This is a genomic window from Haloprofundus halobius (assembly GCF_020097835.1).
Taxonomy (GTDB): Archaea; Halobacteriota; Halobacteria; order Halobacteriales; family Haloferacaceae; genus Haloprofundus; species Haloprofundus halobius.
Genome location: NZ_CP083666.1, coordinates 611,661 through 636,516, shown reverse-complemented (window position 1 = coordinate 636,516; position 24,856 = coordinate 611,661). Strand labels below are relative to the sequence as shown.

Sequence of the window (24,856 nt, the reverse complement as noted above, 5' to 3'; positions counted from 1 at the left end):
CAGTCCGTAATGACTGGGAAATCTTCTCGAGGAGGTGTCCTCTCTACGGGAGATACGCGCTCTGTATGCAGCATACAACTTCTGTCGCAATCTAAGGATGCCAACAGAGCCATACAACAGCCCGCACACTTCGATTTGGTGGACCATAGTCGCGGAATGAGGGGCTCATCGGACGATGCAGACGGCTGCAACGCTCCGAAACGCAGTCTCCGCCGTTTCCGGTACTCCTTTCGAGCCGCAACGAGAGTGACGACCATGCGAATCGCCCGTATCCAGACCTCCGACGGCCCGCGCGAGGGCGAGTACCAGGACGGAGCAGTCATCACCGAAAATGGCGAGTACGTCGTCGGCGAAGACGGCGAACTGCTCGCGCCGTGCGAACCTTCGGCGTTGTACTGCGTCGGCCGTAACTACGCGGCGACGCTCGACCAGATGGAGTACGAGCGCCCCGAGGAACCGGACTTCTTCATCAAGCCGCCGACGTCGATACTTGCCCACGAGGAGCCGATTCCCTATCCGGAGTTCACCGACGAACTCACGTACGCGGGCGAACTCGTCGCCGTCGTCGACGAGGAGTGCCACGACATCTCTCCCGACGAGGCCCCCGACTACGTCCGCGGCTACACCATCATGAACGACGTTGACGCCCTCGACCAGCAGGGCCGAACCGCGCGAAAAGCGTTCGACGGCTCCGGTCCGCTCGGGCCGTGGATAGAGACCGACCTCGACCCCCGAAGCCTCGACATGCACACCGACGTGAGCGGCGAGCGCCGTCAAGAGGCGAACACCGAACTGATGCTGTTCGGCCCGTACGAAATCGTCTCCTACCTCTCGAAGCGATTCACGTTCGGACCGGGCGACGCCATCGCGTTCGGCAGTCCGGCGAACCCCGGGACCATCGAACCCGGCGACGTGGTCGAAATTACCTACGAGGGAATCGGGACGTTGCGGAACGCGGTCGAGTAGCGGGCGAACGGCTCCTATTCTGTATCCCAAGCGCGCGGGGTGAATCCGTCAGGCCTGATTCTCCAATCCCTCGAACTCCCCCGTCTCCTCGACTCGTTCGAGATTCCGCGCCAGGATGGCCGCCGTCCGCTCCCAGTACTTCGGCGTGTGGCCCGCGTTGTGCGGCGTGATGAGCACGTTGTCGAACGACCACAGCGGGTGTTCTCGCGGCAGGGGTTCGGGGTCGGTCACGTCCAGCGCTGCGCCGCGGAGGCCGTTCGTCTGGAGCGTCGAGACGAGTGCATCGGTGTCGACGATTGGGCCGCGACCGACGTTGACGAGCACCGCGTGCGGCGGCAACGTCCGGAACGCCTCGTCGTCGAAGAGGCCGTCGGTCGTCTCGGTCAGCGGGGCGGCGACGACGACGTAATCGCTGTCGGCGAGCGCCTCGTGAATCTCGTCGAACCCATAGATCTCGTCGGTCGGACCACCCTTCTCGGGTGAGTATCGGACGCCCACCGTCTCGACACCGAACGGTTCCAAGCGGTCGACGACCGCCTCACCGATGGCACCGAGGCCGACGACGGCGACCCGGCTTCCGCGAACCTCGGTGGCTTGGTACGAGCGCCACTCGGTGCGCTCCTTACGCCGCCACGCCGTGTCGAAGCCGCGGGCAAACGAGAGCATCGCGCCGAGCGCGTACTCGGCGATGTTCGGTCCGTGAACGCCCGAGGCGTTCGTGACCGCGACGCCGTGTTCTTCGAAGACACCGAGGTCCAGATGTCCGGTTCCGGCGTAGACGCAGGCGAACAGTTCGAGATTTGGCGCGGCGTCCAGCGCCCCGGCGTCGAGCGAGAGACCGGTGGCGACGCGCGCCGTCTTGAGGTACTCGCGTTCTTCGGTAGGTGTCTTCGCTCGCGCGATTTCGTAGTCGGGGAGTCGCTCGCGCAGCGTCTCGGCGTACGCCTCCGCGGAGAGGCCGTGTATCTTCTGTCGTAACACGACGATGTCGGGATCGGTCATAGCTCTCCGTTTCCCGACGAACGGTATGAGTGCACCCCCTTCGGCAGTCGCGGCCTGTTTCGGACTCTTCGCGGTATGCGAGACCGATTCGGCGACCCCGCTCGACAGTCAAACGGTAACGCAACGTCTGTACGTAGTGTCTCCGGCCAGCGTCTCGCCGTCGCGTTACTGTCGCGTCGTCGCGCAGCGTTCCGGACCTTTAATGGCGGAGTACTGCCGGATACGTGGTATGCAGCGCGCAGACGTGGCCATCGTCGGCGGCGGTCCGGGCGGCACGGCAGCGGCGCACGCCGCCGCGTCGGCCGGAGCGACCGCCGTCGTGATGGAGAGAGGCGTCCCGCGGGCCGACCGAGACCGACTCGGACCGGACTCGACGGACGCCGCGGGTATCCTCGACTACTGGGTGGATATCATGGGCATTCACCCCGACGAGATGCCCGACGGAATCGTCCTCCAAACGCTCGACCGAGCCGAGTTCGTCGGCCCGAACGAGTCGCTGACGCTCCGGGAAACGGGTATCGACGCGTCGTACGACGAGTTCGGCTACACCTTCCACCGCGCTCGGTTCGACGACTGGATGCGCCAACGCGCCGAGAACGCGGGCGCGGAGTACCGCGTCAAAGTTTCGGTGCAGGACGTCGAGACGAACCTCGCCGCGACGGGCGACGACGCGCGACATCGAGTCAAGACGAAGCGCGGCGACGACGTCGCCGCCGACTTCCTGATTCTCGCTGATGGTCCCCAGCGAACCGTCACCAATCGCGTGCTCGACCGGTTCCTTACCGACGGCGAGAAGGCCTCGGAACGTCTCTCCTCGCGGCGGTCGAACCACATCGCCTACCAGGAGTATCGCCGCTTCCCCGAGGAACTGTTCGAGGAGATCGGGTCGGCCATCACGTTCTGGTGGGGGTACATGCCAGGCCATACCGCCTATCCGTGGGTGTTCCCGAACGACGACAACGTCTGCCGCGTCGGGTTGACGATGCCCATCGGGATGGACATCGACGAAGTGGAAGACAGAGAGAAGTACGCGCTCCTCCGCGACGACGACGAGCGCATCCCGCAGGGCAAAGAGTACATCCGACGCCTGCTCGACCACGCCTACGGCGACGAGTACGACCTCGACGACTTCCCGCTGGTGGAAGACCGCGGCAAGCGCGGCGGGACGGAGACGTACTCCATCTCCTCGACGCGACCCATCGACTCGCCGGTCGGCGCGGGCGTCGCCGTCGTCGGCGGCGCGATGGGTGCGACCTCCGCCTTCCACGAGGGCGGCGACCACGTCGCCGTCCGCACGGGCGCTATCGCGGGGGAACTCGCGGCCTCCGGCGACCTCTCTCCGTACAACGACCGCTGGAAGGAGGCGATAGACGACGAGATTCTCCGAAACGTCGCGATGGCCGACATGGTCCACGACTACGGGCCCGACGACTGGGACTGGGCGTTCGAGACGGCGCGGAAACTGATGGGCAGCGACGGAGCCCTGCAGATGCTGGAGCAAGGGAGACGCGCCGGTATCAACGCCGCTCGCCTCGTGGGCGCGTACAAGAAACGCAAATTCAAGTTCCGCAATGGCCGCTACGTTCAACTGAAAGAGTCCGAGTACACCCTCTGAAGCGGAGTCGACGACGTACACGACTCACAGCGACTCCGGTGGCGTACACGACCCGCGGCGACTCCTCGACTCACAGCGGGTTGCGGTACTCGCATCGCTCGGCGTCTCGCTCGGAGCCTAAACTCGGGAAAACGGGCGTTTACGCGGCGGCCGCCTGCGACTGCTTCTTGCGGGTGACGTAGCCGGCGATACGGTTGCGAACGCCCTTCGAGTCGACGTTGGTCAGTTTCTCGACGTTCTCCTTGTTCGTCTCGAAGTCGGTGTTGAACGCCTGCGGGTACTTCTCCAACAGCAGCGTTCCCATCTGCTTGACGTACTTGGGTTTGATAGCCATACGGAAATCTTCCGTCGTAGGCCACTAAAACGATTCGTTCCGCGCCTTCGGTGTGGGTGACGGTGTCACGACCCGTGGCCCCGGACTCGCGGACGACCCCAGGCACCGTTCGGGTCACCGCTCATTGCGTCGTTCACGCCACCCGGTCTCCTCGCTCAGTCGCTCGAACGCCTCCTGTTCGGCCTCGCCGCCGCACTTTTCGACCGTTTCCTCGAAGTACTCGAGTCGCGTCAGAAGGGGCTCGGTGTCGTAGGTGGGTACGTCCAACCGCGACGCGGCGACCGTCGCGTCGACGACGGCGTAGAACCCGCGGTTGATGGTTCGGACGCCCGTCTCGACCACCTCGGCCTCGATAGGGAACAGTTCCCACCGTTCGACGGTCGTCCCCGCTCGTTCGTCGCTGTCGATGCACTCGACTGCGACGCGAACCCACGCGTCGGCGCAGTCGACGACTGGGTTCGGCTCCTCGCGTATCGTCACCGCGGCGTCGACGAACGTCCGCGGGTCGGTGACGAACTGGACGACGCCCTCGCCCCGCTGGTGGAAGTTCCGTCGTGTCCGGGTGTTTCCCCAGGTCGTCGCGGTCGCGGGTGTGTCTTCGTCACTACCGCCTCCGACCGTCTCGGGCGCGTGCACCCCGAGCGCAGCGACGTTCCACAGGTCGTTCGGCCCGAGCGTCGTCACGACGGACTCGGTGACGCCGCGCAGTTCGACGGGCCACCCCTCGTCCGCGTTACTGTCCACAGTCACACGCGAACCCCCCGTTCGAGCGCGACGAACAGCGCCGCGGCAGTGATGTCGGCGGTCGTCCCCGGATTGACGCCTTCGGCGACCAGCGCCTCGGCGAGTCGCTCCGCCGCCGCCTCGTCGCCGCGGGCGTCGTCGGCCCACTTCGACACCGCGGCGGCGACGTCTCCGCCGTGCTGGGTCGTGACGAGCGTGTCCGGTTCGTCGGCCAGCAGGTCGAGAAACGCCCGCGCCGCGCGGTCCGGAACCGGGCCGTCGTCGTCGCAGATGGCGTCGGCCGCGGCGAACGTCCGCCGGAACCCGCCGGTCCACTCGCGGGCGTTGCCGTCGCGGTCGGCGCTCAGTTCCATCACGTCGTACAGCGTCAGCCCGCGGGATTCGAGCGCCGGAACCGCCTCCGACCCGCGGCGAACGTCCAGTTCCGGCGCGTCCGCCGGCGGATCGTCGACCGCGACGTCGACGTGCTCGAAGGCGTGGTAGAAGTCGGCGGCGTCGGCGACGGTCGTCGATTCGACGACGCGCGTCACCGCGGCGGGCGTCAGTTCGCCGTCGTTCTCGGCGGCCGCCTTCACGAGCGGCACGAGCACCAACAGACAGCCGAACTGTGTGTTACCGCCCCCCTGGCGGCTCATCCCCTCGACCGCGCGCTCGAACGCCTCGCCGACCGGTGCGCCGTCGGCGGCCATCCGAAGCCCTTCTCCGGACCCGACGGCCCCGGCGAGGAAGTGTTCGAATCGCAGGTTTTCGAGGTCGCGTCTCCGGTCGACGTTGCCCGGTTTCGGCGTGCTCGCGACCTCCAGCAACAGCGCGAGTTCTGCGTGCTCGGCGGGCGTCACGCCGGGACCTCCGACTCGTTCGGTTCCTCAGACTCGTCCGGTTCCTCCGGCCTGTCCGTCTCGTCAGAGTCGTCGTCCCCGAACCGATCGTCGACGGCGTCGCGGACCCGCTGCAGGACGCGGGGGTCGTCGCTCGGTCGGCCGACACTCACGGTGTCCGCCCCGTAGTCGAAGTACTCGCGGACGCTCTCGGCGTCGCGGACGCCGTTGTTGGCGACGAGCAAGAGGTCGTCGCCGACCGCCGCGGCCACCTCGCCGACGACGTGCTCGGAGTCCATCGCGTCGACGTGGAACATCGTCGCGCCCGCACCCGCGACCCGCTGGGCCGTCTCGACGAGATCGACGCCCGGAACCTCCGTCCGGACCTTCACGCTCACCGTCGCGCCCGCGTCGGCGGCCGCGGCGACGTAGCGACAGAGGCGGTCGGTGTCCGCCAGCAGCGCCTCACCACACCCCACGGCGCGAAGTTCGTCCTGTCGACAGTGGGCGTTCACCTCCAGTATCGCGTCGTGGTCGGCGCAGACGGTCGCCGCCGCCCGAACCGGCGAGACGGTCGCGCTGCGGACGTTGATGCCGGGGCGAACGGGCACGTCGGTCAGCGTTCCCAGTTCGGCGTCGAGGAACGCCAGCGGGTCGTCGGGCAGGAACTCCGTGCGCCCGCGGGCGACGAGTTCGCGCGCCGCTTCGCGAGAGGCGTCGTCGAGTGCGACGCCGCCGAGAAACGCCGCATCGACGTACGGGGCGGCCGCCTTCGCCCACGTCGCGTCGGACTCGCCGCTGAGGCTCGCGGCGGCGAGACGCAGCGACGGTCGCTCGACTCTCCGGTCGGGGGCGGTCACGAGACCGCCTCCAGCGCCGCCTCGACGGCGCCCATCACGCGGGCCGCGTCGTCGGGTCCGTCGAGTCTCGTGTCGGTCCTGACGACCGGCCGGTCGAGTTCCGTCCCGTCCGCGTCGTCGAGGACGAACGCGTCGGCGAACGGGTACGCCGCGGCGACGCCCGCGGTGCTGGCCTCGTAGCCGACGCCGCGCATCAGATCGGCGGCGGGACCGGAGAACACCGTGTCCTCGACGAACGGCGAGACGGCGATGACCGGCGTCGACTCCAGCGCCTCGCGGACGCCGGGAACCGCGAGCATCGGCCCGATGCTCGTCACCGGGTTCGAGGGACCGACGACGAGTGGCGAGTCGAGCGCCGTGAGCACCTCGTCGGTCGGGTCGGCGTCGGCGGCCCCGCGGAACTCCACGTCGCGGACCGCGGGGTCGGCGCGGCGGCCGACCCAGTACTCCTGGAAGTGCATCGGTCCCTCGTCGGTGTGGACGACGGAGGCGACAGGGTCGTCCGACATGGGGAGAAGCGTCACGTCGAGGTCGAACGCGTCGGCCAGCAGGCGGGTGACCTCGGTGAGACTGTGACCCTCGTCGAGGAGGCTCGTCCGCGTCACGTGGACCGCTCGGTCCCGGTCGCCGAGTTCCATGAACTCCGCGACGCCCGAGAAGCGCCGCCAGCGGGCGATTCTTCGCCCCCCTGTCTGCGCGTCGTCGGAGAGATAGCGCGGTCCGCCGTCGAGTCCGGCGGCGTCGGCGAGGCGGTGCAGTTCCTCGTGGGTCTCGGTGGTGTCGCCGTCGATACCCCACCAGCGCTCCCGGTCGAGGACGCCGCCGCCGTCGAACAGCACCGTGTCGAGGTCCGGACAGACGAGAAGCCCCCCGAGTTCCACGTCGTCGCCGGTATTGCCGACGACGGTCGTCTCCCTCGGGTCGAAACTCGACGCCCCGAGGCCGTCGAGCAGTTTCGGGGTTCCCGTCCCTCCGGCGAGAAAGGTGACCATTTGTCGGAGGTTGACCGGGCAGCGATTTGTATCTGGCCTTCACGGCGACGACTTCGACGCCGAGTCGGACGGCACCGCGGCGGTGACTCCCCCGACACCGAGTGAGTCGGCTATTTGTCCTCCGCTCTCGAACCCGTGGGTCATGAACGCCATCAAGGACAGCGTCCACGACTACATCTCCGTGGACCCTGTCGCCCGCGCCCTCCTCGATACGCCCGAACTCCAGCGCCTCCGGCACATCAAACAGCTCTCGACCGTCCGGCTGGTCTACCCTTCCGCGAACCACACGCGCTTCGAGCACAGTCTCGGCGTCTACCACCTCGCCTCCCGCGCACTCGACCACCTCGGCGTCGACGACGACCAGGCGGCGCACGTCCGCGCCGCGGCGCTCCTCCACGATATCGGTCACGGCCCCTACGGACACCAGACCGAGGAGGTCATCATGCGCCGGACCGGTGAGCACCACGACGAAATCAGTGACCTGCTCGCCTCGTCGGTCGCGGGTGACGTTTTGCGCGAGCACGACCTCGACCCCGACCGTGTCACCAAACTCGTCCGCGGCGAGGGCGACTTGGGTCAACTCGTCTCCGGGGAGTTGGACGTCGACCGGATGGACTACCTCGTCCGCGACGCCCACCACTCGGGCGTCCCCTACGGCACCATCGACCACGGCCGTCTCGTCCGCGCGTTGCGACTGCACGACGGTCGCCTCGTCCTCGCGGAGGGGAACGTCCAGACTGCAGAGAGCATGCTCCTCGCGCGGGGGCTGATGAACGGCGTCGTCTACCGACACCACGTCTCGCGCATCGCGGGCGCGATGCTGGACCGCGCCTCCGAGCGACTGCTCGACGAGACCGACTTCGGCGTCGAGACGTTCCGCCGGATGGCCGACCACGACCTGCTCGTCGAACTCGGCGACTCGGTGCCCGACCTCGGGCGACGAATCGAATGCCGCGACCTGTTCAAGCGCGCAGTCTGGGCCGGCCTCTGGGAAGTGCCCGTCTGGGTGCCTGACCTCGACTACGACGACGTGCGCGCCGCCGAACGCGACATCGCCGACGCGGCGGGCGTCGATTCGGGCGACGTCATCGTCGACGTTCCCCGACGGCCGACGCTCAAGGAGTCGGAGACGCGCGTCGTCGTCGACGGGACGGTCCGGCGACTGGAGGAAGCCTCCGAACTCGTCGGTGCGCTCAGAAACACCGAACGCGCGCAGTGGCGACTCGGGGTGTACGCCCCTGACGAGCACGTCGAGACCGTCGCCGACGCGGCTCGTGGCGTGCTCGGCGTGCAGAACTGACACCGGTTCCGCCGAACGTCGCTCGCCGTACCGTTCCGTCCCGAAATTCGGTGAACTGGCCTCCGACCGTTTTTAAGCGATGACGCCGAAGCGCCCACCAATGATTACCATCAAGGACAGCGTCCACGACCACATCGAGGTCGACGGCGTCGCCGCGGCGCTGTTGGATACGCCGTCAGTCCAGCGCCTCCGGCACATCAAGCAACTCGGGACGGTGCAGTACGTCTACCCCTCCGCGAACCACACGCGTTTCGAGCACAGTCTCGGCGTCTACCACCTCGCCTCCCGCGCGCTCGACCATCTCAGCGTCGAGGGAACCAACGCCGAACGCGTCCGCGCCGCCGCGCTCCTGCACGACGTCGGCCACGGACCGTTCAGCCACAACGTCGAGGCGCTGACGCACCGACACACCGGCAAGTACCACGACGACGTCGACGGACTGCTCGCCGAGGGAACCGTCGGCGACGTGCTTCGCGAGCACGACCTCGACCCCGCGAGTGTCGCCGAACTCGTCCGCGGCGAGGGCAAGTACGGCCAACTGGTCTCGGGCGAGCTGGACGTCGACCGGATGGACTACCTCGTCCGCGACGCCCACCATACCGGGGTCCCCTACGGCACTATCGACCACGAGCGCCTCGTCCGCGAACTCACCTTCGTCGACGGCGAGTTGGTACTCGCGGAGGGGAACGTTCAGACCGCCGAGAGTCTGCTCGTCGCCCGCGCGCTGATGAACCCGACCGTCTACCAGCATCCGGTTGCGCGGATCTCGAAGGCGATGCTCCGCCGCGCCGCCGAGCGGCTTCTCGCCGACACCGACTGCACCGCCGAGAAACTCCGCCGGATGGACGACCACGACCTGCTCGTCGCGCTCCGAAACATCGGCGAGACCACCGAGTTCGCCCGCCGACTCGACACGCGGAACCTCTACAAGCGCGGCGTCTGGGCGGAACTCTCGGACGTGCCGGAGTCGGTCCTGGAAGCGCCCCACGACGAGATTCGAGACGTCGAAGCGAACGTCGCCGAAACGGTGGGCGTCGACCCTGTCCACGTCGTCGTCGACGTCCCCGCGAAACCGTCGATGCGGGAGTCGACGAGTCGAGTCGTCGTCAACGGCGACATCCGGCGACTGGGCCGACAGTCGCCGCTCGTCAACGCGCTCAGAACCGCCCAGAAAAACCAGTGGCGACTCGGCGTCTACGCGCCGTCCGACGTGGCGGAGGCGGTCGGCCGCGCCGCCGCCGACGAGCTCGACCTCGACATCGACGGCACGCTCGTCAACGACGTACGCGCCGGCGAGGCGACGACGCTCGATCAGTTCGACTGACTCGCGGCCCCATCGACCGCGCCGCGCGACCCGCGCGGCGGAACGAGGGTTTCAAGCCACGGCGCCGTCTCGCCACAGACGATGGAACTGGAGGGAACCGTCCTCGTCGGTCGGGAGTTCGAACCGGTCGAGGGTCGGGTCGTCGTCGAAGACGGCACGATACAGACAGTCGAGGAGGCGTCGACGGACTCCACGTCGATAATCCTCCCCGCGTTCGTCAACGCACACACCCACATCGGCGACTCGATAGCGAAGGAGGCCGGTGGCGGCCTGGACCTCGACGAACTCGTCGCGCCGCCGGACGGCCTCAAACACCGTCTGCTCAGGGCGGCGAGTCAGTCCGAGAAGATTTCGGCGATGCGACGCTCGCTACAGTACATGCAGTCGGGCGGCACCGCCGCGTGCATCGAGTTCCGCGAGGGCGGCCGCGAGGGCGTCGACGCGATTCGCGCCGCCGCGGCGGGTGTCGACCTCCGGCCGGTCATCCTCGGCCGCGAGACGGCCGACGCGATGGAGATATCGGACGGCTTCGGTGCCAGCGGCGCGCGCGACGGCGAGTTCGGCAGCGTCCGCAACGCGACCCGCGAGGCCGGAAAGCTGTTCGGCATCCACGCGGGCGAACGTGACCCGGACGATATCAACCCGGCGCTCGACCTCGAACCGGATTTCCTCGTCCACATGGTCCACCCCGAACGGCTACACCTCGAACGCGTCGCCGACCGCGAGGTACCCATCGTGGTCTGTCCGCGCTCGAACCTCGTCACCAACGTGGGGGTTCCGCCCATTCGCGACTTGGTCGACCGGACGAAAGTGGCGCTCGGCACCGACAACGTGATGCTCAACAGCCCGTCGATGTTCCGCGAGATGGAGTTCGCCGCCAAGTTGTCCGACGTCTCCGCCGGCGAAGTCCTCCGCATGGCGACGGTCAACGGAGCCGACATCGCCGACCTGAACTGCGGACTCGTCGAGGGGGGCCGCGACGCGAAACTGCTCGTCCTCGACGGCGACTCCGACAACCTCACCGGTGTGCGCGACCCGGTCCGCGCCGTCGTCCGGCGTGCGGGCGTCTCGGACGTCGAACGCGTCGTCCTCTGAGCGTCGTCTCTCGTCGCGCCAACAGTTATTAACCCTGCGTCAGTAGTTTGGTACGATATCGCATGGGGATGTACGAACGGATTCTCGTTCCGACCGACGGCTCAGATGGCGTCCGACGTGCGGTCGGCCACGCCGTCGACCTCGCGGAGGCACACAACGCGACGATTCACGCCATCTACGTCGTCAACACGGCGAGTTACGCGGGCCTGCCCATGGAGTCATCGTGGGACGGCATCGACGAGATGCTCCGCAGCGACGCCGAAGCAGCCGTCGAGGAGGTTCGCCGAATCGCCGGCGAACGTGGCGTCCCCGTCGAGGCCGCCGTCGTCGACGGCTCGCCCAGCCGCGAGATCGTCAGCTACGCCGAACGCGAAGACTGTGACCTAATCGTGATGGGCACGCACGGGCGCGGCGGCATCGACCGCCTGCTCCTCGGGAGCGTCGCGGAGAAGGTCGTCCGCGGCTCGAACGTGCCGGTGCTGACCGTCCACGTCGGCGACGAAGCGCCCGGCCAACCGGCCTGAGCGTCGTCGGTGACGGTGTCTCGCCTGGCCCTTTCCCGTTCCCTCGTTCGCGCTACACCGAGCGGAGGTGCTCGCAGTCGCCGGCGTGGACCGTCACCTCGCCGTCGTCGGTGGCGACGACGAGTGCACCCGGGTGTACCACGTCGACGGCCTCGCCCACGACGACCCCGCCCGGCGTCTCGACGCGAACGCGCTGGCCGAGCGTGGCGCTGTGCTCGCGCCACGCCGGAAGCACGGCGTCGGCGTTCTCGCGGAGCGCGTAGAACTCCTCGACGAGGCGCTGAACGAACAGCCGTCGCTCCACATCGCCGGCCTCCTCGCGGACGCTCGTCGCTTCCGGCGGGAGCGACGCGGCGTCGATGTTGGCGTTGACGCCGATACCGACGACCAGCCACGAGACCCGGTCGGCTTCGCCCTCCATCTCGGTGAGGATGCCCGCGAGTTTCCGGCCGCCGCGGCCGAGCGCGTCGCCCTCGTCGCCTCTGTCGCCCTCGTCGTCTCCGCCGGGGACGAGCACGTCGTTCGGCCACTTGATCTCGGCCGGGACGCCGGCCTCTCGGGCCGCACGTGTCGTGGCGACGGCGGCCGCGAGGGTGAAAAGCGGCACGTGGGCGGGCGGCCGCGAGGGTCGGAGCACAAGCGAGAGCCAGACGCCGCCGCTCGGGGCGGTCCACTCGCGGCTGAGTCGGCCACGCCCGCCGACCTGTTCGTCGGCGAGAACGGCCACGTCTGCCGCGCCCGCTGCGGCCAGTTCGCGGCCACGGTCGTTCGTACTGCCGAGGCTGTCGTGGTACTCGACGGATACTGGCGCGTTGAGGCCGAACGCGACCGCCGACCCGCCGTACTCCGGCACGTCCGTCACCTGGTATCCGACGTCGGTGCTCTCGACGGTGAATCCCTCGTCTCTGAGCGCCTCTATCTGCTTCCACACCGCCGCCCGCGAGACGCCGAGTCGCTCGGCGAGCGCCGGCCCGGAGACCGTCCCGTCTGCCAGCGCGTCCAGTACCACCCGCCGTGTGTCGCTCATGGCGACGACTCCGGTGTCGGTCGCAATGAACGCGACGGTCGGCGGCGAGAGCAGTACCGAACGGCTGCGGAGAATCAGACGTGGTCGCGGGAGAGTCGACGGTCGCGCTACTCGATGACGACGAGCACGTCGCCCATGTCGACGCTCTCGCCCTCGGAGACGACGACCTGCGTGATCGTCCCGCCGCGTTCGGTCGCGACGTCGTTCTCCATCTTCATCGCCTCCAGCACGCAGACCACGTCGCCGGCGGCGACTTCGTCGCCCTCCTCGACGTCGACGGAGAGAATCGTCCCCTGCATCTCGGCGGTGACCGTCTCGCCGTCGCCCTCGACGACGACTTCGTCGTCGCCGCCGTCGTCTTTCGCTTTCGGTGGAGCACGCGCGCTGTTGCCGCTGGAGTTGCCACCCGAGACGGGGATGGCGGGCGCGCCGCGCTCTTCGAGGTTCACCTCGAAGCGCTTGCCGTTGACCTCGACGGTGAACTCGCGTTCGGTGACTTCCTCGTCACCGTCGTCGTCGCCGGCGTCGGTCGGGCCCCACTTCTCGACGGCCTGTTCGATGCGCTCGCGGTCGAGTTCCTCGTCGAGGTACTTCGTCGTGTGCTCGCCTTCGATGAACGCCTCGTCGGTGAGCATCAGGCGGTGGAACGGGATGATGGTCTCGATACCCTCGATGTCGTACTCGGCGAGCGCGCGCTCGGAGCGCACCAGACACTCCTCGCGGTCCGACGCCGCGACGATGAGTTTCGCGATCATCGAGTCGTAGTCGCCGCCGATTTCGTCGCCCTGTCGCATCGCGTCGTCGATGCGGACGCCGATGCCACCGGCGGGGTCGTACGTCTTGAGTTTGCCCGTCGCGGGCGCGAACTCCTGGGCGGCCTTCTCGGCGTTGATGCGGAACTCGATGGCGTGACCCTCGATTTCGACGTCGTCCTGCTCGAAGTCGAGTTCCTCGCCGGCGGCGACGCGCAGTTGCCACTTGACGATGTCGAGACCGGTGATCTCCTCCGAGACGGTGTGTTCGACCTGAATCCGGGTGTTGACCTCCATGAAGAAGTACTCGCCGTCCTCGACGAGGAACTCCACCGTCCCGGCGTTCGTGTAGTCGGCCTCGGCGACGCCGCGGCGGGCCGCCTCGCCGATGCGTTCTCGCAGGTCATCGGTGAGCGCGGGCGAGGGAGCCTCCTCGATGACCTTCTGGTGGCGGCGCTGCAGCGAGCAGTCGCGCTCGCCGAGGTGGCGGACGTTGCCGTGGTGGTCGGCGAGAATCTGGACCTCGATGTGTCGCGGCGCTTCGAGGTACTTCTCGACGTACACCGACGCGTTGTCGAAGTACGCCTCGCCCTCGCGCTGGGCGGTTTCGAGTTGCTCTTCGACCTCGTCCTCGCTTCGGACGACTTTCAGGCCGCGGCCGCCGCCGCCGCCTTCGGCTTTGATGGCGACCGGGTAGCCGTACTCGTCGGCTATCTCTTTGACCTGCTCGGGCGAGTCGACGGGTTCGGTCGTCCCGGGGACGACGGGGACGTCGGCTTCCTGCATCAGCGCGCGCGCCTTCGTCTTCTCGCCGAGGCGCTCCATCGCGTCGGCGGAGGGGCCGATCCACGTGAACTCGCTCTCTTCGACGTTGCGAGCGAACTCGGCGTTCTCCGCGAGGAAGCCGTAGCCGGGGTGGATGGCGTCGGCGCCGGCTTTCCGCGCGGCGTCGAGGATGGCCTCCTGGTCGAGATAGGAGTCGGCCGCGCGGGCGGGGCCGACGTTGTACGCTTCGTCGGCGTAACGGACGTGACCGCCGTTTTTGTCCGCGTCGCTGTAGATGGCGACGGTTCGGACGCCGAGTTCCTTGCAGGCGCGCATCACGCGCACCGCGATTTCACCACGGTTGGCGACGAGAACCTTACTGAACATTTCTTGCCTTTCCGTATTCGTATGCGGAACCTCATTCTATCGGTCCGGGATCGGCGCCGTCAACCAGCGAGTGATGGCGGTTGACGAACTCGCCGCGCGGGTTCTGCGGGCGCGATAGGTCGAACTGCGACGAAAGGCGGGGAACTCCGACGAAAATCGAAGACTGCCGAAAGCGCGGGGGTAACCGGAGGGGCGACTATCGGCACCAGATCGGGGTGCGACGGCGACGTTCAGTCGGCGAACGCGTCCGTGATGGCGACGTTCACCGCGTACAGTCCGGCGAGGATGACCGCCCCGTAGCGCAGTCCCTCCGCGAGCGCCCACGCGAACCCGACGGGCCATCCCGCGCCGAACGAGAGCAGCAGTTCGGGCAGGATGACGAAGCCGACGAGGAGAATCGCCCCGATGTACATCCCGTGGCGGAGGAGCCAGGTGGGACCGGGTCCGGACTGGGTCTTCTCGGAGCTCCCGAAGAGATCGCCGAGGGTGAGCGCCCCCGGTTGCGACGAACTTGACGAACTCGACGTCGACGACTGGCCGCCGTCGCTTCGTGACGGTGGGTCCTCGGCCGAAACGTCTGTGTCTGCCATCCTGTATAGAACTCCGCGGCGACCGGCAAAAGCGCTCGGGAACCTGTCGAGAAGACAGCACGGTCGTGTCAACGAACGGTGGCTCTCGTCGACGGATGCTCAGGGGAGGCCCTTCCCCGTCGAGTTCTCGTGCGCGCCGACGACGATGGAGCCGTCTCGGCGGACGGTGACGGTGTACCCGAAGAACGAGAGTTCGGCGAGGACGTCGGCTCCTGCCCCGACGTCGCCTCTGAGGGCGTCGTCGACGGCGAAGGTGAGCGACACCAGTCGGGGCGAGCCGTCTGCGAACGCCGTCACGGCGGAGTGGGGAACCGCCGATATCGAACCGTCGACCGTGAAGGAGAGCGCGGCCGGGCTCGCGTCGGCGTCCGGTGCCTCGGTCGCGACGTCGCCCGCCAGTTCCGCGTCCGGGACGACGTCGCCCGCCTCCGCGTCTGAGACGACGTCGTCCGGCTCCGTCGGCACCGCGTCGCCGTCCGGCGTCGCGATTCCGACGTCGACCGCTTCGAGTCGCAGCGTCGTCTCGTCCGCCAGGTCGATGTCGACCGTCCGCGAGTCGGGAGAGCCGTCGACCGCGACGCCGAGGCTGACGGGATTCAACGCCGTCCCCTCGAACGTTTCCAACAGCGTGCCGGACAGGGTGAGGTTCCCCTCGACGCGAAAGGAGAGTTCGTCGGGCGGTCGCGCCTCGAACCGCTGGTCGGTCAGTCTGATGCTCGGGTTCTCCTCGACATGTACGGTTATCGTCATACTCGCATCCCGTCGATTGCACGTACGGCGTCCGAGAACGAAATACTACCGTACGGTGTGGTGGAGGCGAACCCGCGTCGAGGCGGACGGCGAGTACTGAGACTCCGCCGACCGAACAAGCGGTTCGCGAGCGCCAGAGCCGCTAACAGCGCGAGTACTGGTAGAATACGCTTCCGTCTGTCTCCAGATTCGCAATGACGGCGAGTCAGTCGGCGTCGAGGTCCGCGAACGACTCCGCAACGGGTTCCCTGTCGTCGACCTCGCAGTGGAACTCGTACGCGCCCGGGCCGGAGACGGGGTCGTCGCCGTCGAGAATCAGTATCTGGAGCTGGTGCGACTCGTCGGTGAGGTTCTGGACGACGAGTTCGCCGACGGCGTACTCGGACGCCGTGTTCCCGCCGACGGGGCTGCAACCGCTGAGTGCCGCCGCTGCACCGACGGACGCGAGGAACCGCCGTCGTTTCACGCCGGTTCGGTAGGGGTAGTGAGAGAAGCTTCGGACTCAGAACCGGTCGGTCCGCCCCGCGGCGGTCCACGCGTCCGTCGGTGCGCCGTCGGGCACTCTGACGGAGCGGCCCTGCAGCGCGTCGACGCGCCCGGCGAACCGCCATCGACTCCCGTCCCACGTCTCCGCGGCGTCGGACGCTGCGGCGGCCGCGGCCGCCTGTTGGTCCCGGAGGTGTGCGCCGACGACGGCGGCTATGGCGGCCGCCTCCTGCGGGTCCGCGTCGGCGGGAATCACGAGGTCCGTCGACCCGTCGAGGCGTTGGCGGGTCGTCTCCGCCGCCTCGCCGTCGCCTCGCGTGTCGTCGCCGCCCTCGGCGTCGTCTTCGGTCGCGTCCGCGTCGAGGCTCATATCGGGAGGTTCCCGTGTTTCTTGTCGGGCGTCTGTTCGCGCTTGGACTTCAGCATGTGCAGGTCGTCGACGAGTCGCGCCCGCGTCTCAGTCGGTTCGATGACGTCGTCGAGGAACCCACGGTCCGCCGCGGTGTACGGGTTGGCGAACTCCTCGCGGTACTCCTCGATGAGTTCGTCGCGGCGGGCGTCGGGGTCGTCGGCCTCGGCGAGTTCCTCGCGGTAGAGGATGTTCACCGCTCCTTGCGGCCCCATGACGGCGATTTCGGCCGTCGGCCACGCGTAGTTCACGTCCGCGCCCAAGTGCTTCGAGGCCATCACGTCGTACGCGCCGCCGTAGGCTTTGCGCGTGATGACCGTCAGGAGCGGAACCGTCGCCTCGGAGTAGGCGTACAGCAGTTTCGCCCCGTGGCGGATGATACCGTTGTGTTCCTGATCGGTGCCGGGGAGGAAGCCGGGTACGTCGACGAACGAGAGGATGGGGATGTTGAACGCGTCGCAGAAGCGGACGAAGCGCGCGCCCTTCTCGGAGGCTTGGATGTCGAGCGTCCCCGCGTTGACGCGCGGTTGGTTGGCGACGACGCCGACGGCGTGGCCGTCGAGGCGGGCGAAGCCGACGAGGATGTTCTTCGCGAACCCCTCGTGGACCTCGAAGAAGGAGTGTTCGTCGCAGACGCGGTCGACGACATCGTGCATGTCGTACGGTTTTCGAGGCTGGTCGGGGACGATAGAGTTGAGTTCCTCGTCCGCCCGTTCAGGGTCGTCCCACGGATCGACGCGCGGCGGGTCCTCGACGTTGTTCTGCGGAAGGTACGAGAGCAGACGCGCTATCTCGTCGAGCGCCTCCTCCTCGGAGTTGACCGCGAAGTGCGAGACTCCGGAGGTCGACGCGTGAGTAACCGCGCCGCCGAGTTCCTCGAACGTCACTTCCTCGCCGGTGACCGTCTTGATGACGTCGGGACCGGTGATGAACATGTGGCTCGTATCCTTCACCATGAAGATGAAGTCGGTGATGGCGGGCGAGTACACCGCACCGCCCGCGCATGGTCCCATGATGGCCGAAATCTGCGGAATGACACCGCTGGCCTTCTGGTTTCGCGTGAAGATGTCGGCGAAGCCACCGAGCGACGTGACGCCCTCCTGAATCCGCGCGCCCGCGGAGTCGTTGAGACCGACGATGGGTGCGCCGACCTCCATCGCCTGGTCCATCAGCTTACAGATTTTCTCGGCGAACACCTCGCCGAGAGAGCCACCGAAGACGGTGAAGTCGTGCGCGAACACGAAGACGGTGCGTCCGTCGACCTCGCCGTAGCCGGTGACGACACCGTCGCCGTACAGCTGTTTCTCCTCCATTCCGAACTTGTGGGTTCGGTGGGTACGGAACTGGTCGAACTCGTGGAACGTCCCGTCGTCGAGGAAGTAGTCGATGCGCTCGCGCGCCGTCATCTTCCCCTTGTCGTGCTGGGACTCGATTCGGTCCTCGCCGCCGCCTTTGCGCGCCTCCTCGCGCTTCTCGCGGAGCTCTTCGATACGGTCGTCCATCGTCATACCGGACCACCAACGGTCATTGTCACGAACGTCCGTTCGATGTGCAAAAGGGTTTCCGCAATACGGCAAAACATGGTTCGACAGTTGTCGATATTTTTGTCTGAAATTCCTTCGGTCGACCCGTCCCCTACCGTCAGTCCGGTCAGTTCGCTGGGAGTCGCCGCGAGGCGCGCGCGCCGAGGATGGTGACGACGGCGACGCCGACGGCGATGCCGACGGTGGGCCAGAAACCCACCTGCGCGTCGATGCCGAACGTCGTCAGGAGCGTGAACACGAGGAACAGCGGGATGACGACGCCGACGGCAAGGCGCCACGGGTCCGCGAGCGCGCGGGCGAACGTCCCGCTCCCGGCGCGGAACTCGTCGAGGGCGTCCCGACCCATCACCCAGCCGACGAAGACGAGGAACACCGCGAGGCCGGCGGTCAGGAGAACGTCGACGAGTGTCCCGGCGACGAAGCCAAAGATACCGGGACGGAGCGCACAGACGCTGCCCGTCACCGCGACGAGGGCCGACAGGAGTCCGACCGCGGTACGGCGCGCCATCCCGTGTTCGTCGACGAGATACGAGACGGGGATTTCGAGCATGCTGATGGAACTCGACAGCGCCGCCAGCGTCACGACTGCAAAGAACGCCGTCGCGATGAGCACGCCGCCGGGCAGTTGCGAGAACGCGCCCGCGAGACCGACGAACAGCGCGCCCTCGCCGGTGCCCGTCGACGCAGGGTCGATACCGAGCGAGAACAAGAGCGGGAAGACGACGAGTCCCGCGAGCACCCCGACGGCGGTGTTGAGAACGGCGATGGTCGTCGCGTCCGCGGGGAGCGAGCGGTCCTCGTCGAGGTACGACGAGTACGTTATCATCGTCCCCGCGCCGAGCGAAAGCGTGAACAGCGCCTGTCCGGCCGCCGGACCGAGCACCTGGAAGAAGTTCTCTCGGACCGTCGTCGCGTCGAAGCGCAGGAAGAACTCGTAGCCGCCGGCGGCACCGCCGCGCGTCGAGGCCCACACCGCGAGGGCGACGAGGAGCACGAAGACGGCAGGCATCATCACCGTCGTCCCGACCTCGATGCCCCGGCGGACGCCCGCAAAGACGATGCCCGCGGTCAGAAGCAGAAACAGCACGTGGAAGAAGACGGCGTCGAGGCCGAACGCCGCCGCGCCGAAGTAGTCGCCGGGGTTCGAGAAGTACGGCGCTTCACCGCCGAGAAGTGCGGCCCCGCTCTCGACGAAGTAGCGGAGGATCCATCCACCGACGACGCTGTAGAACGACAGCAGCGCGACGGAGGTGACGACGCTGAAGAAGCCGATTCGACCCCAGTTTTTCGATCCCGACAGCGACCGGAGCGCGCCGACGGGATTGCGTTTCGAACGACGTCCGATGACGAACTCGGCGAGGAGTCCCGGGACGCCGATGGCGAGCACGATGAGGAGATAGACGACGAGGAAGGCGCTCCCGCCCTGTTCGGCGGCGACCCAAGGGAACCGCCAGATGTTGCCCAGCCCGACCGCACTCCCCACCGCGGCGAGGATGAAACCGATTCGTGTCCCCCACGTCTCCCGTGTCATGTGTGTACCGCCCGCCCGTCTCGTGTCATTGTCTGTCATTGGTCCGACGCCGCTAAAGTGAGTTTCGAGTCGTGGAACTCTCAACTGGCAAAAGTAACGGATTATAGGCGCTCTCCCGCGCAGTTCTGATTCGGATTTTCGACGTAAATCGGGGTTTGGCGACGATTCGTCACCTGATGCGAATCTGTCACCACTCGCGGGGGAGCCGGATCACTCTAATTTCACTCTAATAGATATCAATATATACACCAGTTAACACGTGACACTATGAGAGAAGATGACGTGGGTTTATAACAGGTCCCTTAGATAGGGCCTAACATGCCTGCACGAGAAACTTGGGCCACACGGCTCGGATTCATTCTGGCAGCGGTCGGTAGCGCAGTTGGATTAGGAAACATCTGGCGTTTCCCCTTCCTGACGGGGGAAGCGGGCGGGGCGGCGTTCCTCGTCGTCTACCTGCTGTTCATCGCCGTCGTCGGACTCCCGGTACTCCTCGTGGAGTTCGTCATCGGTCGGCGCTCCGAGCGCAATCCGGTGAACGCGTTCGAGCGGCTCGGCAAACCGGCGTGGACGTTCATCGGCGCTATCGGGGCGCTCGCGGGGTTCATCATCCTCTCGTACTACAGCGTCGTCGGGGGCTGGGTCATCCAGTACATCATCGGGAGTCTCACGGGCGCGTACTTTAGCGCTCCCGAGGAGTACTTCCTCTCGACGGCCTCGGGAACGAACGCGGTCGTCTTCCACGCCGTTTTCATGGGCCTCGTTGCGGGCGTCGTCGCGCTCGGTATCCGTGACGGCCTCGAACGTGCGGCGAAACTCATGGTTCCGAGCGTCATCGTCCTGCTCCTCGGCCTAGCGGCCTACGGTGCGACGCTCGACTCGGCGGGCGAGGCGTACGCGTACTACCTCTCGCCGGACTTCGGCGAGATCGCGGCCAACGCCTTCTCCATCATCCCCGACGCGGCGGGACAGGCGTTCTTCACGCTCTCGCTCGGAATGGGCGTGATGATCACGTACGCGTCCTACCTCGGCGAGGACCGTAACCTGCTGAAGGACGGGCTGACCGTCGTCACCATCGACACGCTCATCGCGTTCCTCGCGGGTCTCGTCGTCTTCCCGTTCCTATTCGCGCAAGGGACCGACCCAGGGTCGGGCGGCGCGGGCGCGGTGTTCATCAGCCTCGCGGCGGCGTTCGCCGAACTCCCCGCGGGCGGAATCATCGGCTTCGTCTTCTTCGTGATGCTCGGAATCGCGGCGCTGACGAGCGCGTTCAGCATTCTCGAAGTCATCGTCTCGTACGCCATCGACAACTTCGGCGTCGACCGGAAGGTGGCGACCGTCGCCATCGCCAGCGTCCTGTTCGTCATCGGCATTCCGACGGCATTGGACCTCACGTACCTCGACACGTACGACCTGCTGGCGAACAACATCCTGCTCATCCTCGGCGGCACGCTTATGGCCATCTTCGTCGGCTGGGTCTACGCGGAGGACTCGCTGGCGGAACTCGCGCAGGGTCGCAGCGGCGACGGCGCGTTCGAGACCTACTGGATCTGGATGCTCCGCATCCCGGTTATCGCGCTCCTGCTGTTCACCCTCTATCTGGGTGTGACGGACTACGTCGGCTTCCTGCAGGAAACGTACTTCTGAACGCGCCCACGGGGCGTTTCGTGGCGAATTTTTGGCGGCGCTGTCGACGCGGTAGCGACGCCTCCGCAGCGACGCGTTAGCCGCGGTTCTACGCTTCCCCGTACACCGGCACCGCCGCGCCGCTGGTCACGTCCGCCGCGTCCGAGCAGAGGAACATGACGACCTGTGCGATCTCCTCGGGTTTCACCCACGTGTCGAAGTCGGCGTCTTCCATCATCTCTCTGTTCTGCGGCGTGTCGATGACGCTCGGCATCACGGCGTTCGCCCGTACGATTCCCTTATTCTCCTCGGCGATGGTCTCGGTGAGCAGTCGCACGCCCGCCTTCGACGCCCGGTAGATACCGTCGCCCTCGCCGCCTTCGAGCGACGACCGCGCGGAGACGGAGACGATGGCTCCCTCTTCGTCCTTCAGGTGGGAAATCGCGTGCTTGGAGGCGAGAAACATCGTCTTCAGGTTCACGTCGAAGAGGAAGTCGAACGTGTCCACTTCGGTCTCCTCGATCGGCGATCCCCCGCGCCACGTCCCGGCGATGTTGGCGAGATAGTCGATTCGCCCGTGGTCGTCGACGATTCGCTCCATCGTCTCCGAGACGGTGTCCTCGTCGGTGAAGTCGGCTTTGTAGAACTGGATACCCTCGTCGGCGTCGAGTTGGGCGTCCTCGTCGCTCGGTTCCACCACGTCGCAGGCCGCGACCGTCGCGCCGGCGTCGCGGAACGCCTCGGCGACAGCGCTGCCGAGCGCACCCGACGCGCCGGTGACGACGGCGACTCTGTCGCTGAAGTCGAAGCTTACTGTCATACAGGGTGTGGTCGGCCCCGAGGGCCATAAAATCGCGGCGGCGAGGCGATTGCTTACTGCTTCGGACGCTTCAGGATGAGCGACTTCGTCTCGGTACCGCTCGACCCCGACCCGATGATGGTGTCGACGAGTTCCCAGCCCTCGTCGCCGAGTTCGTTCAGTTCGACTTCGGGGCTCGTGTCCGACGAGAAGAGTGGCAAGTCGCTGTCGATTCGGCGGGTCTTGTACTCCCAGCGTTGCATGCGACGTGGGTACTGTCGGGTCAGTATCTGTTTTGTGGCTCCGTCTCGCCGGAGGGATGCACCCTCCGCCCGCCACTCAGGTCGTGATAACCAACTTCCCGAGGAAGCTCTCCTCCAATACGGCGCGCTGTGCCTCGCCCGTCTCGTCCAGACTGTACGTCTCCTCGATCTCGGGGACGACTTCGCCGCGGGCGAGCAAATCGCCGAGGCGCGCCAGCACCGCCGCCTTGTCCGGCGTGTTGTACATCGTCATGAACTGGAAGCGAACGTCCTTGCTCTTGGCCGCGCCCACGGCGGAGAGTCCCGCTTGCTCGGTCGAGTTGCCGACGCAGATGACGCGAGCGCCCTGCGCTGCCACGTCGGCATCGAACTGGAGATACTGGTCCATCCACGTATCGACGATGACCTCGGGCGCGCCGACCCGCTGGACGGACTCGGTCAGGTCGCTGCGGCCGTAGTCGAACACCGTCTCCGCGCCGAGCTCCTGCAGTCTGTCGCGGTAATCCGGATTTGCGGTCGTCAGCACCCGCGCGCCCATCGTCTCCGCGAGTTGGATGGCGACGTGGCCGACGCCGCCGTTGCCGCCGTGGACGAGCGCCAACTCTGCGGGTTCTAACTCCGCGTGGGCGACGAGCGCCTGCCACGCGGTCATCCCGACGAGCGCGAGCGCCGCGCCGTCCTCGAAGGAGGACCCTTCCGGGAGGGTTGCGAGGAACTCCGCGGGCGCGGCGACTTCCTCGGCGTAGGTGCCGTGCATGCCGTTGCCGAGGCCGGTGCCGAACACTCGGTCGCCGGGCGCGAACCGCTCGACGCCGTCGCCGACGCTCGATACGACGCCCGCGAGATCCGACCCCGGCGTAAAGGGAAGCGAGGGGACGGGGTACGCGCCCTCGCGGAAGTAGGTGTCTACGGGGTTGACGCCGATGGCGCGGACGTCGACGACGACTTCGCCGTAACCGGGTTCGGGCGAGTCGACGTCGTCGACGCTCAGTACCTCGGGACCACCGTGTTCGTGGAATCTGGCTGCGCGCATACGTGGGGTGAGGGACGCGGGAGCGATAAAGGGGGCGACGTGTGCCAGTCCAGTCCGCGTACGACGCGACCACCTACAACTACTTTCGCCCGGCGACGCGTATCTCCGGTATGCCCGCAGACACGCACCGCTGTCCCGACTGCGGTGTCACCATGGAGCGCGCTGACCCGATGACCGCGGTACAACAGGAGCGGCTGAAACTTCGGACCGAGGAGACCCGTGAAGGAATCCTCGGCTCGCTCGGCCTCACGCGTACGCTCACCGCCCGCGGCTACGTCTGCCCCGAATGCGGACTGGTGCGACTGTACGCCGACGGCGTCGGCGACGCCTCGCGCTCGTAGCCGCGCGAACTATCGAACTGTGTAGCCGCCGTCGACGACGAGCGACGCGCCCGTGACGTACGACGAGGCGTCGCTGGCGAGGTAGAGCGCCGCGGGCGCGACGGCATCGGGGCCGGGAATCTCGTCCATCAGCATCTCCGAGCGCCACACCTCGTCGATGTTCGGGTCGACGTCGTCGGCCTGGTCGGTGTTGTCGGTACGGATGTAGCCCGGCGCGAGGCAGTTGACTCGGATGTCGTGTTCGGCCCACTCGGAGGCTAGTTGTCGGGTGAACGACTCGACTGCGCCCTTCGAGGCGTTGTAGGCGACCTGCCGCTGCGGGTAGTTGGCGATTCGGGCGGACATCGAGGAGACGTTGAGGATGGTGCCGCCCGACTCCATCATCTCGATACCCGCGTACTTCGAGCAGAGAAAGACTCCCCGAACGTTCGTCTCCATCACCGAATCCCACTCGTCGACGGTCATCTCCTCGGCGGCCTCGTGGACGACGATGCCCGCGTTGTTGACGAGTACGTCGACGCCGCCGAAGCGGTCGACAGTCGCGTCGACCATCGCACGAACTTCGGCTTCGTCGGCGACGTCTACGGGGACGGCGAGCGTCTCGACGCCCCACTCGTCGGCGAGTTCCTCGGCGGCCACCTCTCCTGACCCGCTGCTCCGGTTGGCGACGACGATGTTCGCGCCCGCCTCAGCGAGCGCGTCGGCGATCTCGCGGCCGATACCGCGGTTGCCGCCGGTGACGATGGCTGTCCGTCCGTCGAGTCGAAATCTGTCGAGTACGGTCATATCTCGGGGTCACACCGAGAACGAATAAAAGCTCAGTCCGGCGCGGCGACTCGCGGGCGCTGAACGATACGTCCTCCCCAGACTGAGTAGCCCCGCAGCGGGATATATCGTGGGCGCGAGTGACCGGGCACTACGGGGCACGGTTACGTAGGCTTTCGGTGGTATTGAGTCTTATTTCTGGAATAGTATCAAT

26 protein-coding genes are annotated in these 24,856 nt (G+C 67.0%); 8 read left to right on the top strand and 18 right to left on the bottom strand.

What is annotated here, in order from left to right; translation table 11 throughout:
- Positions 1-255: 255 nt before the first annotated feature.
- Positions 256-966, top strand: coding sequence for a fumarylacetoacetate hydrolase family protein (locus LAQ74_RS03340; RefSeq protein WP_224335096.1), 711 nt, complete (start codon positions 256-258; stop codon positions 964-966).
- Positions 967-1,014: 48 nt separating this feature from the next.
- Here the strand turns inward: LAQ74_RS03340 and LAQ74_RS03335 are convergent, their stop codons facing one another.
- Positions 1,015-1,968 (bottom strand): D-2-hydroxyacid dehydrogenase, encoded by a 954-nt coding sequence (locus LAQ74_RS03335; RefSeq protein ID WP_224335094.1) that lies wholly within the window; start codon positions 1,966-1,968, stop codon positions 1,015-1,017.
- A 229-nt stretch (positions 1,969-2,197) separates the two neighbouring features.
- On the opposite strand from LAQ74_RS03335, the gene LAQ74_RS03330 reads away from it, so the two are divergent.
- On the top strand, positions 2,198-3,583 hold the full coding sequence (locus LAQ74_RS03330; RefSeq protein ID WP_224335092.1) for an NAD(P)/FAD-dependent oxidoreductase: 1,386 nt from the start codon (positions 2,198-2,200) through the stop codon (positions 3,581-3,583).
- A gap of 139 nt (positions 3,584-3,722) precedes the next feature.
- Here LAQ74_RS03330 and LAQ74_RS03325 read toward each other — a convergent pair whose 3' ends face one another.
- The 5 genes from LAQ74_RS03325 to cofD all read right to left on the bottom strand — a co-directional run bounded on the left by LAQ74_RS03325 (position 3,723) and on the right by cofD (position 7,331).
- Positions 3,723-3,917, bottom strand: a complete 195-nt coding sequence (locus tag LAQ74_RS03325; RefSeq protein ID WP_224335090.1) for a 30S ribosomal protein S17e — start codon at positions 3,915-3,917, stop codon at positions 3,723-3,725.
- Between the two features lie 114 nt (positions 3,918-4,031).
- A complete protein-coding gene (locus tag LAQ74_RS03320) occupies positions 4,032-4,667 on the bottom strand; it encodes a DUF447 domain-containing protein (protein WP_224335088.1) in 636 nt (211 codons plus the stop codon).
- Positions 4,664-5,500 (bottom strand): triphosphoribosyl-dephospho-CoA synthase, encoded by an 837-nt coding sequence (locus LAQ74_RS03315; protein WP_224335078.1) that lies wholly within the window; start codon positions 5,498-5,500, stop codon positions 4,664-4,666. The genes LAQ74_RS03320 and LAQ74_RS03315 overlap by 4 nt, the downstream gene beginning before the upstream one ends.
- The gene (locus LAQ74_RS03310; RefSeq protein ID WP_224335076.1) at positions 5,497-6,339 is read right to left on the bottom strand and encodes a tRNA-dihydrouridine synthase; all 843 of its coding nucleotides are present in this window, start codon (positions 6,337-6,339) and stop codon (positions 5,497-5,499) included. The genes LAQ74_RS03315 and LAQ74_RS03310 overlap by 4 nt, the downstream gene beginning before the upstream one ends.
- Positions 6,336-7,331 (bottom strand): 2-phospho-L-lactate transferase, encoded by a 996-nt coding sequence (cofD, locus tag LAQ74_RS03305; protein WP_224335074.1) that lies wholly within the window; start codon positions 7,329-7,331, stop codon positions 6,336-6,338. The genes LAQ74_RS03310 and cofD overlap by 4 nt, the downstream gene beginning before the upstream one ends.
- A gap of 142 nt (positions 7,332-7,473) precedes the next feature.
- Here cofD and LAQ74_RS03300 point away from each other — a divergent pair, with 142 nt between their 5' ends.
- From LAQ74_RS03300 to LAQ74_RS03285, 4 genes are all read left to right on the top strand, one after another.
- On the top strand, positions 7,474-8,631 hold the full coding sequence (locus LAQ74_RS03300) for an HD domain-containing protein (protein ID WP_224335072.1): 1,158 nt from the start codon (positions 7,474-7,476) through the stop codon (positions 8,629-8,631).
- 100 nt (positions 8,632-8,731) lie between these two features.
- Complete coding sequence (locus tag LAQ74_RS03295; RefSeq protein ID WP_224335070.1) at positions 8,732-9,955, top strand: HD domain-containing protein; 1,224 nt, start codon at positions 8,732-8,734, stop codon at positions 9,953-9,955.
- Positions 9,956-10,036: 81 nt separating this feature from the next.
- Positions 10,037-11,050 carry an amidohydrolase family protein gene (locus LAQ74_RS03290; RefSeq protein WP_224335068.1) on the top strand — a complete coding sequence of 338 codons (1,014 nt, stop codon included), beginning with the start codon at positions 10,037-10,039 and terminating at the stop codon, positions 11,048-11,050.
- Between the two features lie 62 nt (positions 11,051-11,112).
- Positions 11,113-11,574, top strand: a complete 462-nt coding sequence (locus LAQ74_RS03285) for a universal stress protein (protein ID WP_224335066.1) — start codon at positions 11,113-11,115, stop codon at positions 11,572-11,574.
- A gap of 52 nt (positions 11,575-11,626) precedes the next feature.
- Here the strand turns inward: LAQ74_RS03285 and LAQ74_RS03280 are convergent, their stop codons facing one another.
- The 8 genes from LAQ74_RS03280 to LAQ74_RS03245 form a co-directional block, all read right to left on the bottom strand.
- Positions 11,627-12,601, bottom strand: a complete 975-nt coding sequence (locus tag LAQ74_RS03280) for a biotin--[acetyl-CoA-carboxylase] ligase (RefSeq protein ID WP_224335064.1) — start codon at positions 12,599-12,601, stop codon at positions 11,627-11,629.
- A 107-nt stretch (positions 12,602-12,708) separates the two neighbouring features.
- Positions 12,709-14,505: an acetyl-CoA carboxylase biotin carboxylase subunit gene (locus LAQ74_RS03275; RefSeq protein WP_224335062.1), complete on the bottom strand. Its 1,797-nt coding sequence runs from the start codon at positions 14,503-14,505 to the stop codon at positions 12,709-12,711.
- A 230-nt stretch (positions 14,506-14,735) separates the two neighbouring features.
- Positions 14,736-15,095: a hypothetical protein gene (locus LAQ74_RS03270; RefSeq protein WP_224335060.1), complete on the bottom strand. Its 360-nt coding sequence runs from the start codon at positions 15,093-15,095 to the stop codon at positions 14,736-14,738.
- Positions 15,096-15,194: 99 nt separating this feature from the next.
- Positions 15,195-15,845 (bottom strand): hypothetical protein, encoded by a 651-nt coding sequence (locus LAQ74_RS03265; RefSeq protein ID WP_224335050.1) that lies wholly within the window; start codon positions 15,843-15,845, stop codon positions 15,195-15,197.
- A gap of 205 nt (positions 15,846-16,050) precedes the next feature.
- The gene (locus LAQ74_RS03260) at positions 16,051-16,311 is read right to left on the bottom strand and encodes a hypothetical protein (RefSeq protein ID WP_224335048.1); all 261 of its coding nucleotides are present in this window, start codon (positions 16,309-16,311) and stop codon (positions 16,051-16,053) included.
- Positions 16,312-16,347: 36 nt separating this feature from the next.
- Positions 16,348-16,701 (bottom strand): DUF8022 family protein, encoded by a 354-nt coding sequence (locus tag LAQ74_RS03255; protein ID WP_317987379.1) that lies wholly within the window; start codon positions 16,699-16,701, stop codon positions 16,348-16,350.
- The gene (locus LAQ74_RS03250; RefSeq protein WP_224337364.1) at positions 16,698-18,242 is read right to left on the bottom strand and encodes an acyl-CoA carboxylase subunit beta; all 1,545 of its coding nucleotides are present in this window, start codon (positions 18,240-18,242) and stop codon (positions 16,698-16,700) included. The genes LAQ74_RS03255 and LAQ74_RS03250 overlap by 4 nt, the downstream gene beginning before the upstream one ends.
- Positions 18,243-18,390: 148 nt before the next feature.
- Positions 18,391-19,815 carry a sodium-dependent transporter gene (locus LAQ74_RS03245; protein ID WP_224335046.1) on the bottom strand — a complete coding sequence of 475 codons (1,425 nt, stop codon included), beginning with the start codon at positions 19,813-19,815 and terminating at the stop codon, positions 18,391-18,393.
- Positions 19,816-20,133: 318 nt separating this feature from the next.
- Here LAQ74_RS03245 and LAQ74_RS03240 point away from each other — a divergent pair, with 318 nt between their 5' ends.
- A complete protein-coding gene (locus tag LAQ74_RS03240) occupies positions 20,134-21,462 on the top strand; it encodes a sodium-dependent transporter (RefSeq protein ID WP_224335045.1) in 1,329 nt (442 codons plus the stop codon).
- Between the two features lie 88 nt (positions 21,463-21,550).
- Here the strand turns inward: LAQ74_RS03240 and LAQ74_RS03235 are convergent, their stop codons facing one another.
- The 3 genes from LAQ74_RS03235 to LAQ74_RS03225 form a co-directional block, all read right to left on the bottom strand.
- Positions 21,551-22,261: an SDR family oxidoreductase gene (locus LAQ74_RS03235; RefSeq protein WP_224335043.1), complete on the bottom strand. Its 711-nt coding sequence runs from the start codon at positions 22,259-22,261 to the stop codon at positions 21,551-21,553.
- Positions 22,262-22,314: 53 nt separating this feature from the next.
- Positions 22,315-22,503, bottom strand: a complete 189-nt coding sequence (locus LAQ74_RS03230; protein ID WP_224335041.1) for a DUF4177 domain-containing protein — start codon at positions 22,501-22,503, stop codon at positions 22,315-22,317.
- 76 nt (positions 22,504-22,579) lie between these two features.
- The gene (locus tag LAQ74_RS03225) at positions 22,580-23,536 is read right to left on the bottom strand and encodes an NADPH:quinone reductase (protein ID WP_224335039.1); all 957 of its coding nucleotides are present in this window, start codon (positions 23,534-23,536) and stop codon (positions 22,580-22,582) included.
- A 41-nt stretch (positions 23,537-23,577) separates the two neighbouring features.
- Here LAQ74_RS03225 and LAQ74_RS03220 point away from each other — a divergent pair, with 41 nt between their 5' ends.
- Positions 23,578-23,877, top strand: a complete 300-nt coding sequence (locus LAQ74_RS03220; RefSeq protein ID WP_224335037.1) for a hypothetical protein — start codon at positions 23,578-23,580, stop codon at positions 23,875-23,877.
- A 9-nt stretch (positions 23,878-23,886) separates the two neighbouring features.
- Here LAQ74_RS03220 and LAQ74_RS03215 read toward each other — a convergent pair whose 3' ends face one another.
- Entirely contained in the window at positions 23,887-24,663 is a 777-nt protein-coding gene (locus LAQ74_RS03215) for an SDR family NAD(P)-dependent oxidoreductase (protein ID WP_224335034.1), read from the bottom strand.
- Positions 24,664-24,856: the final 193 nt, after the last annotated feature.

Excerpts from the sequence above, each read along its gene's own strand:
- LAQ74_RS03325 (WP_224335090.1), bottom strand. The coding sequence starts at position 3,917 with ATGGCTATCAAACCCAAGTACGTCAAGCAGATGGGAACGCTGCTGTTG.
- cofD (WP_224335074.1), bottom strand. The coding sequence starts at position 7,331 with ATGGTCACCTTTCTCGCCGGAGGGACGGGAACCCCGAAACTGCTCGAC.
- LAQ74_RS03280 (WP_224335064.1), bottom strand. The coding sequence starts at position 12,601 with ATGAGCGACACACGGCGGGTGGTACTGGACGCGCTGGCAGACGGGACG.
- LAQ74_RS03330 (WP_224335092.1), top strand. The coding sequence starts at position 2,198 with ATGCAGCGCGCAGACGTGGCCATCGTCGGCGGCGGTCCGGGCGGCACG.
- LAQ74_RS03250 (WP_224337364.1), bottom strand. The coding sequence starts at position 18,242 with ATGGACGACCGTATCGAAGAGCTCCGCGAGAAGCGCGAGGAGGCGCGC.
- LAQ74_RS03215 (WP_224335034.1), bottom strand. The coding sequence starts at position 24,663 with ATGACCGTACTCGACAGATTTCGACTCGACGGACGGACAGCCATCGTC.
- LAQ74_RS03235 (WP_224335043.1), bottom strand. The coding sequence starts at position 22,261 with ATGACAGTAAGCTTCGACTTCAGCGACAGAGTCGCCGTCGTCACCGGC.
- LAQ74_RS03230 (WP_224335041.1), bottom strand. The coding sequence starts at position 22,503 with ATGCAACGCTGGGAGTACAAGACCCGCCGAATCGACAGCGACTTGCCA.
- LAQ74_RS03225 (WP_224335039.1), bottom strand. The coding sequence starts at position 23,536 with ATGCGCGCAGCCAGATTCCACGAACACGGTGGTCCCGAGGTACTGAGC.
- LAQ74_RS03300 (WP_224335072.1), top strand. The coding sequence starts at position 7,474 with ATGAACGCCATCAAGGACAGCGTCCACGACTACATCTCCGTGGACCCT.
- LAQ74_RS03255 (WP_317987379.1), bottom strand. The coding sequence starts at position 16,701 with ATGAGCCTCGACGCGGACGCGACCGAAGACGACGCCGAGGGCGGCGAC.
- LAQ74_RS03340 (WP_224335096.1), top strand. The coding sequence starts at position 256 with ATGCGAATCGCCCGTATCCAGACCTCCGACGGCCCGCGCGAGGGCGAG.
- LAQ74_RS03290 (WP_224335068.1), top strand. The coding sequence starts at position 10,037 with ATGGAACTGGAGGGAACCGTCCTCGTCGGTCGGGAGTTCGAACCGGTC.
- LAQ74_RS03240 (WP_224335045.1), top strand. The coding sequence starts at position 20,134 with ATGCCTGCACGAGAAACTTGGGCCACACGGCTCGGATTCATTCTGGCA.
- LAQ74_RS03265 (WP_224335050.1), bottom strand. The coding sequence starts at position 15,845 with ATGACGATAACCGTACATGTCGAGGAGAACCCGAGCATCAGACTGACC.
- LAQ74_RS03335 (WP_224335094.1), bottom strand. The coding sequence starts at position 1,968 with ATGACCGATCCCGACATCGTCGTGTTACGACAGAAGATACACGGCCTC.
- LAQ74_RS03270 (WP_224335060.1), bottom strand. The coding sequence starts at position 15,095 with ATGGCAGACACAGACGTTTCGGCCGAGGACCCACCGTCACGAAGCGAC.
- LAQ74_RS03245 (WP_224335046.1), bottom strand. The coding sequence starts at position 19,815 with ATGACACGGGAGACGTGGGGGACACGAATCGGTTTCATCCTCGCCGCG.
- LAQ74_RS03285 (WP_224335066.1), top strand. The coding sequence starts at position 11,113 with ATGGGGATGTACGAACGGATTCTCGTTCCGACCGACGGCTCAGATGGC.
- LAQ74_RS03275 (WP_224335062.1), bottom strand. The coding sequence starts at position 14,505 with ATGTTCAGTAAGGTTCTCGTCGCCAACCGTGGTGAAATCGCGGTGCGC.
- LAQ74_RS03295 (WP_224335070.1), top strand. The coding sequence starts at position 8,732 with ATGATTACCATCAAGGACAGCGTCCACGACCACATCGAGGTCGACGGC.